Raw genomic sequence first — 16088 nt, 5'->3', positions numbered from 1 at the left:
CCCGCCGCGTTCGGATGGGCCAACTCAAACCCACGCTTGCCTGTCGCCATGGTCATCTCCAACATAGGTCATCAGAGCGTCGGGCGGGCAAGGGGACGTCGATATACTCACTCTCTTCATCGGGATGTGGCGTGAACCACTCACCAGTGTCGTCGTCGTAACCCAGGACCATGCTAATCAACGGGCAACCACGCACCATTGTGTCGTCGGTCTTGGCCCGCTCGGCGCTCCTTCAGCTTAGAGCGGCGGGCCTCAATGCTCCGAATCCCATGTTTCTTCCGCACGGATGGCCGCGCGCCGGCCTGGAAAGCTAATCACTTAAAGCATTGGTCCCATCGCGCAGGGAGCGTAGCCGAGTGATGGATGCTTTCGGCCTCTGCGTTTGTTGATTTCCTGGAACAGAGCATTCACCGCGTCGATGTCCTCCAGCAGCTCGACTGGCTGCGTCACCATCCTGACGCCACGGCGGCAGCCTGTCCGCCCACGCCAGCACTTCGTCATAAATTGCCATGTCCCCGCCTCTGAATTCCCCGGGAACCAAGCATACGGGCTAGCGCAGTGTCAGGCGAACTGCCGCCGCGGACCGCCGGATGATCGAAAAGCGCGGCTGCCGGGACTCTCTATCGGGAAAATTGTCGCGTCCTCGAAGCAGCCCGGCAGCGTTTCGATCTATTAGCGCGGGCACGGCTCTATCTTGCGCTGAGCCCGTGGCTTCCAGTGCGAACCGGCATTGTGCTAGATCGAACGCGCCCCCTGACTCATCGGCTGCCGTTGAAGAATCGCATGACCCTGCCAATCGCCCGGAGCACCGCGCGACGCCAGCGTTCCCACAACGACCGGCTCGCTCGGTCAGCTGAGACATGTCGCGCCACCTGCCCCCGCATGACCGCTTCGGCCTGGCTCGGCGAAAACGCTCGAAGCCATTCCACCTCCCCGCTGCTTATAAAGTAGTGCGAGTGACACGGCGCGTCGCCAACGAGTATCGACGGGGTAACGGAAGGCACGGCTCCCTGCACCGAAATGCGGTGGCCATCAGGCACCAGCAGCGTGATGCGATGACCGCAGCCGCACGCGCACCGAAGCGCCGCCAGCTCGAACTCCACGTTGTGGTAGATGACGCCCGGGCTCAGCGTCGTGGGGATGCGCTTCACCGCCTCGTATACATATGTCATAGGTTGCGCCCCTCGGCGTCGGCTTCGAATGACGCGGTTTCGAAGGTGTACCACGCGGCCTCATCGGTCCGCTCGTAGAGCCCGAGGTGCTGCTTGAAGCGAACTACGGCGAGAGCGGCGTTCAGCGCGTTGAGCTCGATGATTTGCGCCTGTTTGCGGTACTCGGCGTCCTTCGGGTTCACGGTCGGAAGGTACGGGGTGTCGACGGTCCGGTCGTAGGCTCCGCGGTCGACGCCGGTGATGCGAACCACGCCGTTGAGCGCGCTGCCAAAGGACCGGTTTAGGCCCATGCCGCAGTCGACGTATGGGATGCCTGCACTGCTCAGCCAGTCGATCAGGAAGCGCCGCGAAGGTCCATCGTCAACTGAGACGAAGACGAAATCCAAGCCGCGCAGACACTCGACGTTGTCGGCAGTAACCCGCTCGGGTACAGGCGTGATGCCCGCGTGCCAGGTGTCGTAATGCTTGGCCAGCGCCTCAACCTTCGACCTTCCGATGAGGCTTCTGCCCACAACACCGGGGATCCGGAACAGGGTATGCACGTGGATCTTGTCATCGTCGAACAGCGTGATGGTCTCAAGGTGCGTTCGGGCGATGAAGTCCAGAATGCACGAGCCGGTGCCTCCGAGTCCGACGATGGCCACCTTCTTACCACGCAGGCGATCGGCGACATCGTTGATGCCGTAATTCGCCGACGAGGTGTCGGGGAACCGAAGCGGCGATCCCTGTTCCGCGGCCCGTCGCTCGATGCCGCGCAGCGGAGTCGCAATAGGGTACGCGGCCATAGCCGGCTGAACGATGACATCGAGGTATGTCTCGATCTTCTCCTGGAAAGACACGTAGTTGCGCTTCTGGTGGTTGTTGTCGAGCAGCTTCAAGGAAAACGCCAGGTCGGTCACGACATCGGGGACGATTTGGACGGCTGCAGCGGTGGGGCTAATGCCCAGCGCGCAGCCCCCCACAGCGTGCGGCTGGCCGCCACGCCACCAGACCTGGTGGTTGCTGGGTGGCTCGATGACGCAATCGGCACCGAGGTTGACGGGGCTGAACAAGTCGCCGTGCTTGAGGGCGCCGGTTTGGTCCAGATACGGCAACCCGTAGAGCACGAAATAGCCCCCTATGAAGTCGGCGTCGTAGCCGAGATCATGAAGATCACGGACGAACGGATTACGACTCGCCAGTTCCGGAAACTCGAAATCGCATGCCATCTTTAATCTTGACCTCTTCTCCAGGTGCGAGCGTTCCACTCGGGTTCTCCGAGGGGCCGTGCGAATACTTGATGACGTACTGCTTGGAAGGCGGCTTGCCTTCGCCAAGGTAGAGATCGACGACGCGCTCGTAGGTGATGGTGTGTGTCTCGATCTCGTGGCGGTCTTCGTTGACGAAGATGTTTATCTTTTTCTTTTCGGCGTTCATAAGCTTTTCTCCTGATGCTGTCTGGGATTAAATCCGATGACGGTCTCGTGGTTCGAGACACCGCATCGACCTTTTGAGCCCATGACAGTAGATGCGTCGCCCGGTCCGCTTTGGCTTCCCTCGGCCGTGATGTCCACCCCCGTGGGCTCTTACCGAGCGTGACAACGCGACTACCGCAGCATCCCACACGATTTAGTTGGCTGACGTTGGCCATCATCCGTTGGGCTGCGCGTAGACGAAGAGACCAACCGCTCGCTACTCGTCCTTCATGTCCTTCACTAACTCGTGGAGGCTTTTTCCAGTCGTATCGCGGACGGTCCCCAGGTGTGCGTCCGAGCGAAACCCTTTTGCGAAGTTCTGCCCGTACTCCTCTCTCAGAGTCACCACTTTCGTATCGCTCCGCTTTTGCCGGATCTGACCATCCTGGTCACGTTGCCTCCCATCCAAACCCCTCGGAAAATGCCTCGAACCCATCGTCGCTCTCCTTCGATACCGTTACTACTTGAAGTGCTCGTGGTTGAACACGTGATGCGCCGCGCGCACGAGTGAAAAACGTGGATGCGATCCACAGCCGTTGCACGGCGGGAAAGTCTCCCCGAGCACGCAGGTCACCTCGTGCTCCTGCGCGTGATTCCGGTCGTGCATGACCTTGTAGATCCCCGACCGAGGCACCTTCTCACCCGGCTTAAACTGTTCGCTCATCTGGCTTTTCTCCAAAAAAGAGTATTCCCCTCGCCTTATAAGGCTCACCAGAACGGCAAGATCGGACATGGCGGGCTTCACCTTTCCGCCTTCCGACCTAAAAGGCTCATCTGCTACCCGGCTTCGGACATGGCAGGTTCTTGCATGATGTGCGTCGCATTTCTGGCCAGTCAGAGCTATCGTCTTCTCCGAGGCTCGTCCGAAAGACGCGTCTCGGTGAGCCTTCTAGGACAGGGGGAGTCAAGTGACTGACACAGACGACGGCACGGCCGTTTACACGCAGGAAGAGATGTGCGCAATCATCGGCGATCTGTCGAAAGACGACACAAAGCGGCTTGCACTGTATGCCGCACGATTGGCCAACACGCTTCCCGGTGTCGACCCGAAAGACCTATTGCATCACGCACTGCTCAAAGCCTCGCTGGGCGAACGGCGGTGCCCACGCGATGCCACCGCCATCACCTTCTTAGGCAATGCGATGAGGAGCGAGTTGTTCAACTTGCGTAGGAAGAGCAAGCAAACCGAGTCGATGGGCGACCTGGAACAAGATTTTGAGGACGTAGATGATGAGTCACCGGAGGCGTGGGTGGAGCGCATGGATGACTTGAAGCATGCCATGGAAGAGGTCCAACAAGCCTTCGGAGATGACACGCGCCCAATGCTCGTCTTCGAAGGGCGAGCAGAAGGCCTTAGCCGGGACGAAATCCGCGAACTCCTTGGCCTTGACCAGTTGGCTTACGAGTCATTGGAGAAAAAGATACGGCGATTCATGAACAAGAGACTCTCAGAGCGGAGGGCCATATGACAACGCGCTCCAACAAGTCGAAAGAGCAGTTCGAGAAAGCCATCGACTTCCTTGTGGAAGACATCGCACACCTGACATCCGCAGCGGTTGAAGCCAGTCTGCAAGAGTTGGGAATAGACGAAAATATGGCCAGTTCCATGGTCAAAGAGGCAACCGAAAGCTGCCGGCACGCCTTAGGCGTTGAAAGGCTCGCGCTCGCCAAGCAACAGTTGCGCGAGCCCCACAGGGGCTCAGTTACCGCCATCGACGGGGCGAGAGCCAAAGCGGTCCTTCGCGACTATTGGCAACGGCATCCGTCTGAGGTCCCGACCACACTAGCGGCACGAAAGGGTGCAGGTGTCTCGGATGACACTGCCTTGAAGATGTATCAATCGCTGGTGGAGCTCGGCGCCATTTCGCCTGATGAAGGGCCAGGAAATGTCTGACATCCATGCCGAGAAGATCATCTACGACCTCGGGATATCCCGCCCGGAAGACATTGATCTTGACGCAGTAGCTCTCACGCTTGGCGTTAAGGTGAAGTACGAGCCACTTTCGGACTGCGACGCGTTAATCGTCGGCCACGGCGAGAGTGCCATAGCAACCATCAACAGCCGTTCGATGCCCGAGCGACAGCGATTCTCGCTTGGCCATGAGCTGGGTCACTGGACCCATCACAAGGGCCACATGCTGTACTGCACTCAAAACGATATCGAGGGCCATAGCGACAAGGCCCGCGAAACGGAGATGGTCGCAGACCGCTTCGCCTCATCTCTCTTGATGCCGTCCTTTCTTTTCAAACCCGCGCTGTTCGCTCACAAGAAACTCTCGTGGAAAGCAGTACGTGAACTTGCCAGAGAATTTGAGTGCAGCCCCCTGGCGACGGCTCTTAGGATCGTCGATCTGAATGTGGCCCCTGTGATCTTTGTGTGCGTTGAGCAGGGCAAGAGGAAGTGGTTCCGGCGTGCCCGAGATATCAGCACCGCATGGTTTCCCAAGGACTCCCCTGACCCTGAGTCCTACGCGTTCGAGCTTAGCTTCGATCCAAATAAGGCAGCCGCTGGCCCGAGGAAAGTTGGAGCTGATGCCTGGTTCGACAGGTACAATGCGGCGCGATTTGACCTCGTGGAAGACTCGGTCCGCGTAGTTGATTCGGTCTACTCCCTTCTCTTTTTGGAAGATGAAGCATTTCTTGATTAGCTGGTGGTATCGCCACGGCGCGAGATTTTCCTGCCATTCATGGGTCCTGTCCCGTTTTCGCGCACAGTCGGGTTAAGACTTCTGATGCGGTGCCCCACAGTGGCGGGGTTGCGCAGCGGGCGCGAAAATGCAGGCGACCGCTTCATGTTCACGCCAACGTTCGTGTCATGTCTCGCGCCGATGACCGCTGTCGGGCAACTTAGTAACGTGCGCGACCGGCTGCTTCTGGCCGGTGGCTGCCAATCAATTCTCCGCTTCTCGGTGCACCGATAGAGTCTCGTCGACTCCGCTAGCGACGATAGGGTCAGTTGCTGTGGCGAAGGTGGATAGGAGCTGGCACTTTGCAAGATTAGTTGAGGGGGTACCTAAACGGCTACGAGCTGGGGGCACTTATGGGGGCATATTTTTTTGGACGACTCGTGCAACCCTGATCCTATGCGAGATTCGGTGCCCCTCTTGGCACCAACAACCGTGGATTCGATGCCGATTCATCCGGTATCCCACGAGCAAAAAAGCCGCCGCATGGCGGCTTTTTTGTGCGCAACATGACCCGTTCATCGCTTTCCACGGGGCTGGTACGACGCCCCTGTGCGTGGGCTAGAATGCGGTCATTGTTTCATCAGGGAAACGATTGTGACCGTACTCGATGGTGCGCTGCAGGATCTCAACGATCTGTACTTCTTTGCGGCCGTGGTGGAGCACGGTGGCTTCTCGGCGGCGGGGCGGGCGCTGGGCATTCCGAAGTCGCGCCTGAGCAAACGCGTGGCCCAGCTGGAGGATCGACTGGGCGTGCGGCTGCTGCAACGGACCACGCGTCGCTTCGTGGTCACCGAGGTGGGTGAGCGCTTCTATGGACACTGCCGTGCCGTGCTGGAGGAGGCGCATGCCGCCCAGGATGCCGTGGATGAGTTGCGTGCCGAACCGCGCGGCGTGGTACGGATCAGTTGCCCGGTGTCGCTGACCCAGACGGTGCTCGCGCACGTATTGCCGGATTTCATGGCGCGCTATCCCAAGTTGCAGGTGCGCGTGCAATCCACCAATCGACGGGTGGACCTGATCGGCGAGGGGGTGGATCTGGCGATCCGCGTGCGCAGCAAGCTGGATACCGATGCCAACATGATCGTGCGCAGCTTCGGCATGTCGCGCGTGCTCGCCGTGGCCAGCCCCGCCTTGCTGAAGGCCGAGGGGCGCCCGGAACATCCTTCGGACCTGTCCCGCCTGCCGGCCTTGTCGATGCAGGAGCACGAGGGGGCGCAGATGTGGGAGCTGATCGATGGCGAAGGGCAGCGCGTCAACGTCGAGCTGCAGGCGCGCCTGGTCAGTGGCGACTTCGCGATGCTGCTGGAAGCCGCGCGCCGCGGCATGGGCGTGACCCTGTTGCCGGAGTTTGTCTGCGCGCCGGCCATCGCCGCGGGCGAGCTGGAAGTGGTGTTGCCGCAGTGGAGTGCGCCGGACGGTACGATGCATTTCGTGTATCCGAGTCGCCGCGGCATGCTGCCCGGGGTGCGTGCGCTGGTGGACTTCCTGGCCGAGCGCCTGCCCGAGACGGCGTGGCAGAAACATGAAGAGTGCAAGCAGCGCCCGTTGTCCCCGGTCTGAGCGTGCTAGGCTTTTGGTTTGGCCATCCAAACGACTCCATGATGCGTATTGATACCAAGCTTCCGAAGGTCGGCACCACCATTTTCAGCGTGATGAGCCAGCTGGCGATGGAGCACAAGGCGGTGAACCTCGGGCAGGGCTTCCCTGACTACGAGCCGCCCCGGGCATTGCGTGACGCGGTGACCCGTGCAATGGGCGAAGGCTGCAACCAGTACGCCCCGGGCATCGGTCTGGCTTCGCTGCGAGAACAGATTGCGTTGAAGACCGAGCGCCTGTATGGCCGTCGGGTCGACCCGGTTTCCGAGGTGACGGTCACCTCCGGTGCCACTGAAGCGCTGTTCTCGGCGATTGCCGCAGTGGTGCGCGCGGGTGACGAGGTGATCGTGTTCGATCCGGCCTACGACAGCTACGAGCCGGCGATCGAGTTGCAGGGCGCGCGTGCGGTGCACATTCCATTGACGGTGCCGGCATTCTCGATCGACTGGCAACGCGTGCGCGATGCAGTGACGCCGAAAACGCGGATGATCCTGATCAACAGTCCGCACAACCCGTCAGGCGCGACGCTGTCGGCAGGAGACCTCGACGAACTGGCAGCGATCGTGCGCGATACGGATATCGTGGTGCTGTCCGACGAGGTGTACGAGCACATCGTCTACGACGGCGCCACGCATCAGAGTGTGCTGCGCCACGCCGAACTGGCCGAACGCAGCATCGTGGTGTCCAGCTTCGGCAAGACGTATCACTGCACCGGCTGGAAAGTGGGCTATGCGGTGGCGGCGAAGGCGTTGTCGGCGGAGTTTCGCAAGGTGCACCAGTACCTTACGTTCTGCACGTTCCATCCGGCCCAGGTGGCGTTCGCCGAATTCCTGGCCAGCGACCCGCAGCACTATCTCGAGTTGCCGGCGTTCTACCAGGCCAAGCGCGATCGGTTCCGCGAACTGCTGAAGCCGTCCCGGCTGAAGTTGCTGGATGTGCCGGGTGGCTATTTCCAGTTGGTCGATTATTCGGCCATTCGCGATGAGGACGATGTGGTGTTCGGCGAATGGTTGGTGAAGCAGGGCGGGGTAGCGGGCATCCCGCTCTCGCCGTTTTGCGACAAGCCACCGGGCACGCGCCTGTTGCGGCTGTGCTTCGCCAAGAACGATGCCACGCTGGAAGCTGGGGCGGAGCGTCTATGCAAGCTCTGACCGTTACCCTGGTGCAGGGCGCCACGCGTTGGCACGATGCGCCGGCCAACCGCGATTACTACGGCGGCCTGGTGCGTCGAGCCGCGGGGCAAAGTGATCTGATTGTGCTGCCGGAAACATTTCTTTCCGGCTTCAGCAACGATACGGGTGTCAGTGCCGAGGTGATGGACGGCGAGGGCGTGACCTGGCTGCGTGCGCTGGCGGCTGAGGTCGGCGCCGTGATCTGCGGCAGCCTGGCGATACGCGAAGGCGGCACCGTGTTCAATCGCCTGCTGTGGATGCGTCCGGACGGCACGCACGAGCAATACGACAAGCGTCATCTGTTTCGCATGGCGGGCGAGCACACGCGCTACGGCGGTGGCGATGAACGACTGATCGTCGAGCTCAACGGCTGGCGCATCCTGCCGCAGGTTTGCTACGACCTGCGCTTCCCGGTGTGGCTGCGCAATCGCCGTCGCGAGCAGGCCGAGGGCGGGATGGATTACGACCTCGCCTTGTTCGTGGCGAACTGGCCGGCGCCGCGGCGCCAGCCATGGCGAACCTTGCTGCGTGCGCGTGCGATCGAGAATCTGTGCTGCGTGGTTGGCGTGAATCGCGTCGGTGTCGATGGCAACGACTTGCCGTATGCGGGCGACAGCGTGGCCATCGATCCGGTGGGCGAGCCGTTGCTGGAGCTGGGCGCGCAGGAACAGGTGGCCACGGTACGATTCGATCCGGCGGCCTTGCTTGCGCACCGCGAGCGCTTCCCGGCGTGGATGGATGCGGATGACTTCACGCTGGTTAACAAGTGAGCAGAAGGCACTTCGAGTGAAAAAAAATTACGAAAAGTGTTGACGCAGGCGCCTCTAATCTGAATAATTCCGCTTCTCGCTTCGGCGCCTCCGGGATTTCCGGAAAGCGATTGAAGAAAGACGGTTTCAAGTGCGCCCGTAGCTCAGTTGGATAGAGTACCAGGCTACGAACTTGGTGGTCGGGAGTTCGAATCTCTCCGGGCGCACCATTTTTTTGAACATGATGTTTGCGCATCATGGATGGGCCGCAAGCAAGACACCGCTTGCGGAGCCGGACAGAGTTTGAAGTTCGGTGTGCTTCGATACGGATTGACTGAGCGAGGTGTCACCCGTAACATTCGAAGGCTTCGGTGACCAAGTGTGATCGTTGCATTCGGAACGGGGTATAGCTCAGTCTGGTAGAGCGCCAGCTTTGGGAGCTGGATGTCGTGGGTTCGAATCCCTCTGCCCCGACCAGCAGGCGTTAAGCTTGATTCAAGCGCCTGTAGCTCAACCGGATAGAGCATCGGCCTTCTAAGCCGACGGTTGCAGGTTCGATTCCTGTCAGGCGCGCCAATCAAAATAGTTGTTGTTCTGGTGGGCGTAGCTCAGTTGGTTAGAGTCCCGGATTGTGATTCCGGATGTCGTGGGTTCGAATCCCATCGCTCACCCCAAATTCAAGTTTCAGGGCCGTTAGCTCAGTTGGTAGAGCAGTTGACTCTTAATCAATTGGTCGAAAGTTCGAATCTTTCACGGCCCACCAAACGGAACGAAGGCTCGCGGCAACGCGGGCCTTCGTTTTTTTATCGTCTGCATCACGCTGCGAGCTTGTGCTGGGCTGCCGGGCAACCGTAAAATGGCCCGCTTTCGTGCAAGGGAATCATCGACTTAGCGGGCGCGGATGTGGATGCACAAGCAGCCATGGCGAGGGCAGGCGGAAATGCCTGTCGGATTGCCCGGTTGCAGAGGCGCCAGTTGGGGTGTTGCGCGTGCGAAAGTGGCGGAACTGGTAGACGCACCAGATTTAGGTTCTGGCGGGTAACCCCCGTGCGGGTTCGAGTCCCGCCTTTCGCACCATTCCCTTGGGTTTTGTTTTTTTGATGAGGCGGCGGGGCCGCCGCGGCACCGTGACAGGGCCACTACAGGTCATTCCAGGAGACGTCATGCAGGTTTCGGTTGAGAACGTCGGCAAGCTCGAGCGCAAGCTCACGGTGAAGTTCCCGGCGGAGCGGTTCGACACGCAGGTGAACGAGCGCATCGCGGAAATGGGCCGCACCGTGCGGTTGAAGGGCTTCCGTCCGGGCAAGGTGCCGAAGACGGTCATCCAGCAGCGCTATGGCGACCAGGTTCGCAGCGAGGTGCTCTCCGACCTGATCGGCAGCACGCTGCGCGAAGCCTTTGCGCAGGAAAAGCTGCAGCCGGTGGCCAATCCGTCCATCGACACCACGGGCAAGCCGGAGAACGGCGAGATTGCCTACACGGCCACGTTCGAGGTGATGCCGGAATTCCCCGAGGTCGACGTCGCCGCACTGGAAATCCAGCGCCCGGTCGCCGTGGTCTCGGATGCCGATATCGACAAGATGATCGAAACGCTGCGCCTGCAGCGCCGTAGCTTCGACCAGGTGGATCGCGCCTCGGCCGAGGGTGATTTCGTGATGTTCGAGTACAGCGCGGTTGCAGGCGACTATCGCTTCCCGGTCGAAGGCCTGGAGCGCGCCGGCAGCGTGCTGGGTTCGGGCAGCCTGTTCAAGGCGCTGGACGAAGCCCTGACCGGGCATGCGGCTGGCGATGAGTTCGAATCCGACGTGGCTTTCCCGGAAGATTTCCGCAACGAGAGCCTGGCGGGCAAGACGGCCAAGGTCAGCTTCAAGATCATCAAGGTGCAGGAGCCGAAGCTGCCCGAGGTAGATGCCGAGTTCGCCAAGCTCTTCGGCATCGCCGACGGCGACCTGGAGACCTTCCGCAAGGAAGTGCGTGCCAACCTCGAGCGCGAGCTGAAGGCGACCCTGCTGGCCCGCCTGAAGTCCGAAGTGGCCGAGAAGCTGGCTACCGCGCACGCCGAGCTGGATGTGCCGAACATGATGGTGCAGTCCGAGGCCCGCAATCTTGCCAGCGGCAGCGTGCCGCAGGGCCAGCAGCCGCCGCAGCAGCTGATCGAGGCCGCCCAGCCGATGGCGCGCAAGCGCGTGATCGCCGGCCTGCTGATGGGCGAAGTGGCGCGCAAGCAGGAAATCAAGCTGGACCGTACCCGCGTGGCCGAGCAACTGGCCGCGATCGCCTCGACCTACGAGGAACCGGAAAAGGTCGTTGAACTCTATAACAATGACCCCCAACTCATGTCGGGTCTGCAGAACCGCGTGATCGAGGACCAGGTGGCCGAGTGGGTGGCGGAACATGCCAAGACCACCGTGCAGGACCTGAGCTTTGACGAAGTGATGCGACCGGCCGGCGCTTGAGGCCGTTCTTCCCCAGTCACCCATCGAGAGCGAGAAGCATGGCCACGGACCCGATCCAGAACCTCAACCTGATTCCCATGGTCGTCGAGCAGACTGCTCGCGGCGAGCGGTCCTACGATATCTACTCGCGCCTGTTGAAGGAGCGGGTGATCTTCCTGGTCGGCCCGATCGATGACAACGTGGCCAATGTGATCGTGGCGCAGATGCTGTTCCTGGAGTCGGAGAATCCGGACAAGGACATCCACTTCTACATCAACAGCCCCGGCGGCGTGGTTACCGCCGGGCTGGCGATCTACGACACCATGCAGTTCATCAAGCCTGATGTCAGCACGATGTGCATCGGCCAGGCCTGCAGTGCCGGTTCGCTGTTGCTGATGGCTGGCGCGGCGGGCAAGCGCTTTGCGTTGCCAAACTCACGGGTGATGATTCATCAGCCGTCGGGCGGCGCGCAGGGCCAGGCCACGGACATCGAGATCCATGCCAAGGAAATCCTCTATCTGCGCCAGCGCCTGAATGGCCTGTATGCCCACCATACGGGCAAGCCGATCGAGGAAATCGCCCATGACATGGAGCGTGACCGCTTCCTGAGCGCCGAAGATGCCAAGACCTATGGCCTGATCGACCAGGTGCTCGACAAGCGTGCGGTCGACACGGTGAAATCGGCCTGATTCCGACTCTTATCCACCCGGGTTGCGAGCGGGCTCCGCGTCTGGATGCAGACGCGGAGCCCTGTGCTATTCTCGCGACGCAACCGATTTACAGCAGGGTTACAGCATGAGCGACGAGCGGCAGGGCCGTTCCAACGACGGCGGCAAGATTCTCTACTGCTCCTTCTGCGGCAAGAGCCAGCATGAAGTGCGCAAGCTGATCGCGGGTCCGTCCGTGTTCATCTGCGACGAGTGCGTGGAACTGTGCAACGACATCATTCGCGAGGAGCTGGAGGAGAAGGCCGCTTCCGGCCGCACCCAGCTGCCGAAGCCGAAGGAAATCATGGAGACGCTCAACCAGTACGTGGTTGGGCAGACGCGCGCCAAGAAGGCGCTGTCGGTGGCGGTGTACAACCACTACAAGCGCATGGAATCGCGACAGAAGAACGAGGAAGTCGAGCTGGCGAAGTCGAACATCCTGCTGATCGGACCGACCGGTTCGGGCAAGACGTTGCTGGCCGAAACGCTGGCACGCCTGCTGAATGTGCCGTTCACCATCGCCGACGCGACCACGCTGACCGAAGCGGGCTACGTGGGCGAGGATGTCGAGAACATCATCCAGAAGCTGTTGCAGAAGTGCGACTACGACGTCGACAAGGCGCAGTCGGGCATCGTCTACATCGACGAGATCGACAAGATCTCGCGCAAGAGCGAGAACCCGTCGATTACCCGGGACGTGTCGGGCGAGGGCGTGCAGCAGGCGCTGCTGAAGCTGATCGAGGGAACCTTGGCCTCGGTGCCGCCGCAGGGTGGCCGCAAGCATCCGCAGCAGGAATTCCTGCAGGTTGACACCAAGAACATCCTGTTCATTTGCGGCGGTGCATTCGCCGGCTTGGAAAAGGTGATCCAGCAGCGCTCCGAGACCACCGGCATCGGCTTCGGCGCCGAGGTCCGTTCCAAGGAGCGCACCGAGAACCTGGGCAAGTTGCTGGCCGAGGTGGAGCCGGCGGATCTGGTGCGTTTCGGCCTGATTCCGGAGTTTGTCGGCCGCCTGCCGGTGGTTGCCACGCTGGACGAGCTGGACGAGGACGCGTTGGTGAAGATCCTCACCGAGCCGAGGAACGCGGTGACCAAGCAGTTCAAGCGCCTGTTCGAAATGGAAGGCGCCGAGCTGGAGTTCCGCCCCGAGGCCCTGTCGGCAATCGCCAAGAGGGCGCTCAAGCGCAAGACCGGCGCGCGTGGCCTGCGCACGATCCTCGAGCAGGTGCTGCTGGACACGATGTACGAGCTGCCCTCGCTGGAACACGTCAGCAAGGTGGTGGTGGACGACGCGGTGATTGACGGGCAGGCCGAGCCCTACCTGATCTATCGCGGCAACCTGCAACAGCAGCGCATCGGTGGCGATGGCGGCGACGCCGCTGCCTGATTCCACCGCTTTCCGGCAATGTCGTCGGCCCCGGCGTTTCGCGTCGGGGCCGTTTCGTTTTTGCGGGGGGCGCGCACTTGAGTGCACGTGTCTTCGCCTCCACTTGACGTACTTGGGGCCCCGGCGCAGTGTCGGGGTCGAGCCCGTCCATACATCGCGAGAGAGCCCTTTCGATGGCAAAACATGCCGCATCCTCCGCAGCCACTTCCGCCACGCTGGACGCCTTGCCGGTGTTGCCGTTGCGTGACGTGGTCGTCTACCCGCACATGGTGATCCCCCTGTTCGTGGGGCGCGACAAGTCGATGCGCGCACTCGAACACGCGATGGAGAACGAGCGGCAGATCCTGCTTGTTGCGCAAAAGAGCCCGGACATCGACGATCCGGTTGTCGATGACCTGCACGCCATCGGCACGCTGGCCAGCGTCCTGCAGTTGCTGAAATTGCCGGATGGCACGGTCAAGGTGCTGGTCGAAGGCCAGGCCCGCGTCGATATCGAGGACTACCACGACGAAAGCGGCATGCTCAGCGCACGCTCGCGCGTGATCGAGCCCGTTTACAGCGGCAAGGAGCGCGAGCTGGACGTGGTTTCGCGTACGCTGATCTCGCTGTTCGAGCAGTTGGTCAAGCAGAGCCGCAAGCTGCCGCCCGAAGTGCTCACCACCTTGTCCGGCATCGAGGATCCCTCGCGCGTGGCCGATTCCATCGCCGCGCATTTGTCCGTACGCATGGCCGACAAGCAAAAGGTGCTGGAGACGGTCGACGTCGGCCAGCGGCTGGAGCTTCTGATTGGCCTGGTCGATGGCGAGATGGACCTGCAGCAGGTGGAAAAGCGCATCCGCGGCCGGGTCAAGTCGCAGATGGAGAAGAGCCAGCGCGAGTACTACCTCAACGAGCAGATGAAGGCGATCCAGAAGGAACTGGGCGAGGGCGAGGACGGCCCCAACGAAATCGAGGAACTGCAGAAGAAGATCGAGTCGGCCGGCATGCCCAAGGTGGTGCTGGCCAAGGCCCGGCAGGAGTTCGGCAAGCTGCGCCAGATGTCGCCGATGTCGGCCGAGGCCACGGTGGTGCGCAACTACCTGGACTGGCTGGTGGGCGTGCCGTGGAAGAAGCGCAGCAAGGTGCGCAAGGATCTGGCGCTCGCACAGGAAGTCCTCGATGCCGATCACTTCGGGCTGGAGAAGGTGAAGGATCGCATCCTCGAGTACCTCGCCGTGCAACAGCGCGTGAACACCATGAAGGGGCCGATCCTGTGCCTGGTCGGGCCGCCTGGCGTGGGCAAGACCTCGCTGGGGCAGTCCATCGCCAAGGCGACCAACCGCAAATTCATCCGCATGTCGCTGGGCGGCGTGCGCGACGAGGCCGAGATCCGTGGCCACCGCCGGACGTATATCGGCTCGATGCCGGGCCGCATCGTGCAGAACATCAACAAGGTCGGCACCCGCAATCCGCTGTTCGTGCTGGATGAAATCGACAAGATGTCGATGGACTTCCGCGGCGACCCGTCGTCGGCACTGCTGGAAGTGCTGGATCCGGAGCAGAACCACACGTTCAACGACCATTACCTGGAGGTCGACCTCGACCTGTCCGAGGTGATGTGGATCGCCACGGCCAACTCGCTGAACATTCCGGGCCCGTTGCTCGACCGCATGGAGGTGATCCGCATCCCGGGTTACACCGAGGACGAGAAGCTGGCGATTGCGCAACGTTACCTGTTGCCCAAGCAGCTCAAGGCGAATGGCCTCAAGCCGGAAGAGCTGAGCGTGGGCGAGGACGCCATCCGCGATATCGTGCGTTACTACACGCGCGAATCCGGCGTGCGCAACCTGGAGCGCGAGATTTCCAAGATCTGCCGCAAGATCGTCAAGCAGTTGACGTTGGGTGAGATCGTGCCGGCCAAGGCGAAGAAATCGCCGGCAAAGGCCGTAAAGACGGCCAAATCGAAAACGGTGAAGCCGGCAGCCGCAGCTCACGTCGATGCCGACAACCTCGAGCGCTACCTGGGCGTGCGCCGCTTCGATTTCGGTCGCAAGGAACAGCAGAACGAAGTCGGCCTGGTCACCGGCCTGGCCTGGACCCAGGTGGGCGGCGAGCTGCTCAGCATCGAAGCCTCGGTGGTGGCGGGCAAGGGACGCCTGGTGAATACCGGACAACTCGGCGACGTGATGAAGGAGTCGATCCAGGCCGCCTTGTCGGTGGTGCGCACGCGCGTCGGTCCGTTGGGCATCGAGCCGGATTTCCACGAAAAGCTGGACCTGCACATCCACGTGCCGGAAGGCGCCACGCCAAAGGATGGTCCCAGCGCAGGCATCACGATGTGCACGGCGCTGGTGTCGGCTTTGACCAAGATTCCGGTGCGCTCGGAAGTGGCGATGACGGGCGAGATCACCCTGCGTGGTCGCGTGCTGCCGATCGGCGGTCTCAAGGAAAAGTTGCTGGCGGCCCATCGCGGCGGCATCACCACGGTGATCATCCCGGACGATAACCGCAAGGATCTGGCCGACATCCCGGCCAACATCACCGACTCGCTGGAGATCCATCCGGTGCGCTGGATCGACGAAGTGCTCGATATCGCGCTGGAACGTCCCCTGCAGCCGCTGGCGGCCAAGCCTGTGCAAGCGGCGGCCAAGACGCCGAAGCCGCGCAAGGGTGGCTCCGAGGCGCAGACGCGCACGCATTGATCCTGACGGTTCCGGATCGACCTTCCGGCCGGCGGCAATTGCGTTGCC

The 16088-nt window shown here is 61.5% G+C and carries 14 protein-coding genes and 6 tRNA genes; 16 read left to right on the top strand and 4 right to left on the bottom strand.

Annotated elements, in window-relative coordinates; all coding sequences use genetic code 11:
• Nucleotides 1-758: 758 nt before the first annotated feature.
• The 4 genes from BMY90_RS14360 to BMY90_RS14340 all read right to left on the bottom strand — a co-directional run bounded on the left by BMY90_RS14360 (nt 759) and on the right by BMY90_RS14340 (nt 3359).
• Nucleotides 759-1172 carry a ubiquitination-like system serine protease family protein gene (locus BMY90_RS14360; RefSeq protein ID WP_092704893.1) on the bottom strand — a complete coding sequence of 138 codons (414 nt, stop codon included), beginning with the start codon at nt 1170-1172 and terminating at the stop codon, nt 759-761.
• The gene (locus BMY90_RS14355) at nt 1169-2380 is read right to left on the bottom strand and encodes a ThiF family adenylyltransferase (protein ID WP_092704891.1); all 1212 of its coding nucleotides are present in this window, start codon (nt 2378-2380) and stop codon (nt 1169-1171) included. Before BMY90_RS14355 ends, BMY90_RS14360 begins: the two co-directional genes overlap by 4 nt.
• Complete coding sequence (locus BMY90_RS14350; RefSeq protein ID WP_092704889.1) at nt 2340-2588, bottom strand: multiubiquitin domain-containing protein; 249 nt, start codon at nt 2586-2588, stop codon at nt 2340-2342. The genes BMY90_RS14355 and BMY90_RS14350 overlap by 41 nt, the downstream gene beginning before the upstream one ends.
• A gap of 498 nt (nt 2589-3086) precedes the next feature.
• Nucleotides 3087-3359, bottom strand: a complete 273-nt coding sequence (locus BMY90_RS14340; RefSeq protein WP_217638580.1) for a YjzC family protein — start codon at nt 3357-3359, stop codon at nt 3087-3089.
• A 175-nt stretch (nt 3360-3534) separates the two neighbouring features.
• Here BMY90_RS14340 and BMY90_RS14335 point away from each other — a divergent pair, with 175 nt between their 5' ends.
• From BMY90_RS14335 to lon, 16 genes are all read left to right on the top strand, one after another.
• Nucleotides 3535-4095: a sigma-70 RNA polymerase sigma factor region 4 domain-containing protein gene (locus tag BMY90_RS14335; protein WP_092704886.1), complete on the top strand. Its 561-nt coding sequence runs from the start codon at nt 3535-3537 to the stop codon at nt 4093-4095.
• A complete protein-coding gene (locus BMY90_RS14330) occupies nt 4092-4520 on the top strand; it encodes a hypothetical protein (protein ID WP_092704884.1) in 429 nt (142 codons plus the stop codon). The genes BMY90_RS14335 and BMY90_RS14330 overlap by 4 nt, the downstream gene beginning before the upstream one ends.
• Complete coding sequence (locus tag BMY90_RS14325; RefSeq protein ID WP_175481584.1) at nt 4513-5274, top strand: ImmA/IrrE family metallo-endopeptidase; 762 nt, start codon at nt 4513-4515, stop codon at nt 5272-5274. Before BMY90_RS14330 ends, BMY90_RS14325 begins: the two co-directional genes overlap by 8 nt.
• Before the next feature lie 633 nt (nt 5275-5907).
• A complete protein-coding gene (locus BMY90_RS14320) occupies nt 5908-6873 on the top strand; it encodes a LysR substrate-binding domain-containing protein (protein WP_092704880.1) in 966 nt (321 codons plus the stop codon).
• Between the two features lie 41 nt (nt 6874-6914).
• Nucleotides 6915-8060, top strand: coding sequence for a pyridoxal phosphate-dependent aminotransferase (locus BMY90_RS14315; protein ID WP_092704907.1), 1146 nt, complete (start codon nt 6915-6917; stop codon nt 8058-8060).
• Entirely contained in the window at nt 8048-8851 is an 804-nt protein-coding gene (locus tag BMY90_RS14310) for an amidohydrolase (protein WP_092704878.1), read from the top strand. Before BMY90_RS14315 ends, BMY90_RS14310 begins: the two co-directional genes overlap by 13 nt.
• Before the next feature lie 132 nt (nt 8852-8983).
• Nucleotides 8984-9060 (top strand) — tRNA-Arg (locus BMY90_RS14305).
• 170 nt (nt 9061-9230) lie between these two features.
• Nucleotides 9231-9307: transfer RNA gene (locus BMY90_RS14300), tRNA-Pro, on the top strand.
• A gap of 22 nt (nt 9308-9329) precedes the next feature.
• Nucleotides 9330-9406: transfer RNA gene (locus tag BMY90_RS14295), tRNA-Arg, on the top strand.
• Between the two features lie 21 nt (nt 9407-9427).
• A tRNA-His gene (locus BMY90_RS14290) sits at nt 9428-9504 on the top strand.
• Nucleotides 9505-9517: 13 nt separating this feature from the next.
• Nucleotides 9518-9593 (top strand) — tRNA-Lys (locus BMY90_RS14285).
• A gap of 228 nt (nt 9594-9821) precedes the next feature.
• A tRNA-Leu gene (locus BMY90_RS14280) sits at nt 9822-9907 on the top strand.
• 86 nt (nt 9908-9993) lie between these two features.
• Nucleotides 9994-11286: a trigger factor gene (gene tig, locus BMY90_RS14275; RefSeq protein WP_092704877.1), complete on the top strand. Its 1293-nt coding sequence runs from the start codon at nt 9994-9996 to the stop codon at nt 11284-11286.
• 38 nt (nt 11287-11324) lie between these two features.
• On the top strand, nt 11325-11954 hold the full coding sequence (gene clpP / locus BMY90_RS14270; protein ID WP_008215387.1) for an ATP-dependent Clp endopeptidase proteolytic subunit ClpP: 630 nt from the start codon (nt 11325-11327) through the stop codon (nt 11952-11954).
• 106 nt (nt 11955-12060) lie between these two features.
• Nucleotides 12061-13359 carry an ATP-dependent Clp protease ATP-binding subunit ClpX gene (gene clpX / locus BMY90_RS14265; RefSeq protein ID WP_008215386.1) on the top strand — a complete coding sequence of 433 codons (1299 nt, stop codon included), beginning with the start codon at nt 12061-12063 and terminating at the stop codon, nt 13357-13359.
• A gap of 173 nt (nt 13360-13532) precedes the next feature.
• Nucleotides 13533-16040: an endopeptidase La gene (lon, locus tag BMY90_RS14260; protein ID WP_092704875.1), complete on the top strand. Its 2508-nt coding sequence runs from the start codon at nt 13533-13535 to the stop codon at nt 16038-16040.
• The last annotated feature ends 48 nt before the right edge of the window (nt 16041-16088 follow it).

This window comes from Rhodanobacter glycinis, from assembly GCF_900114325.1.
Classification (GTDB): domain Bacteria; phylum Pseudomonadota; class Gammaproteobacteria; order Xanthomonadales; family Rhodanobacteraceae; genus Rhodanobacter_A; species Rhodanobacter_A glycinis.
This window is presented reverse-complemented; position numbering and strand designations above follow the sequence as displayed.

Coding starts and splice junctions, on each gene's coding strand:
- BMY90_RS14360 (WP_092704893.1), bottom strand. CDS start 1,172: ATGACATATGTATACGAGGCGGTGAAGCGCATCCCCACGACGCTGAGC.
- BMY90_RS14355 (WP_092704891.1), bottom strand. CDS start 2,380: ATGGCATGCGATTTCGAGTTTCCGGAACTGGCGAGTCGTAATCCGTTC.
- BMY90_RS14350 (WP_092704889.1), bottom strand. CDS start 2,588: ATGAACGCCGAAAAGAAAAAGATAAACATCTTCGTCAACGAAGACCGC.
- BMY90_RS14340 (WP_217638580.1), bottom strand. CDS start 3,359: ATGTCCGATCTTGCCGTTCTGGTGAGCCTTATAAGGCGAGGGGAATAC.
- BMY90_RS14330 (WP_092704884.1), top strand. CDS start 4,092: ATGACAACGCGCTCCAACAAGTCGAAAGAGCAGTTCGAGAAAGCCATC.
- BMY90_RS14325 (WP_175481584.1), top strand. CDS start 4,513: ATGTCTGACATCCATGCCGAGAAGATCATCTACGACCTCGGGATATCC.
- BMY90_RS14315 (WP_092704907.1), top strand. CDS start 6,915: ATGCGTATTGATACCAAGCTTCCGAAGGTCGGCACCACCATTTTCAGC.
- BMY90_RS14310 (WP_092704878.1), top strand. CDS start 8,048: ATGCAAGCTCTGACCGTTACCCTGGTGCAGGGCGCCACGCGTTGGCAC.
- tig (WP_092704877.1), top strand. CDS start 9,994: ATGCAGGTTTCGGTTGAGAACGTCGGCAAGCTCGAGCGCAAGCTCACG.
- clpP (WP_008215387.1), top strand. CDS start 11,325: ATGGCCACGGACCCGATCCAGAACCTCAACCTGATTCCCATGGTCGTC.
- clpX (WP_008215386.1), top strand. CDS start 12,061: ATGAGCGACGAGCGGCAGGGCCGTTCCAACGACGGCGGCAAGATTCTC.
- lon (WP_092704875.1), top strand. CDS start 13,533: ATGGCAAAACATGCCGCATCCTCCGCAGCCACTTCCGCCACGCTGGAC.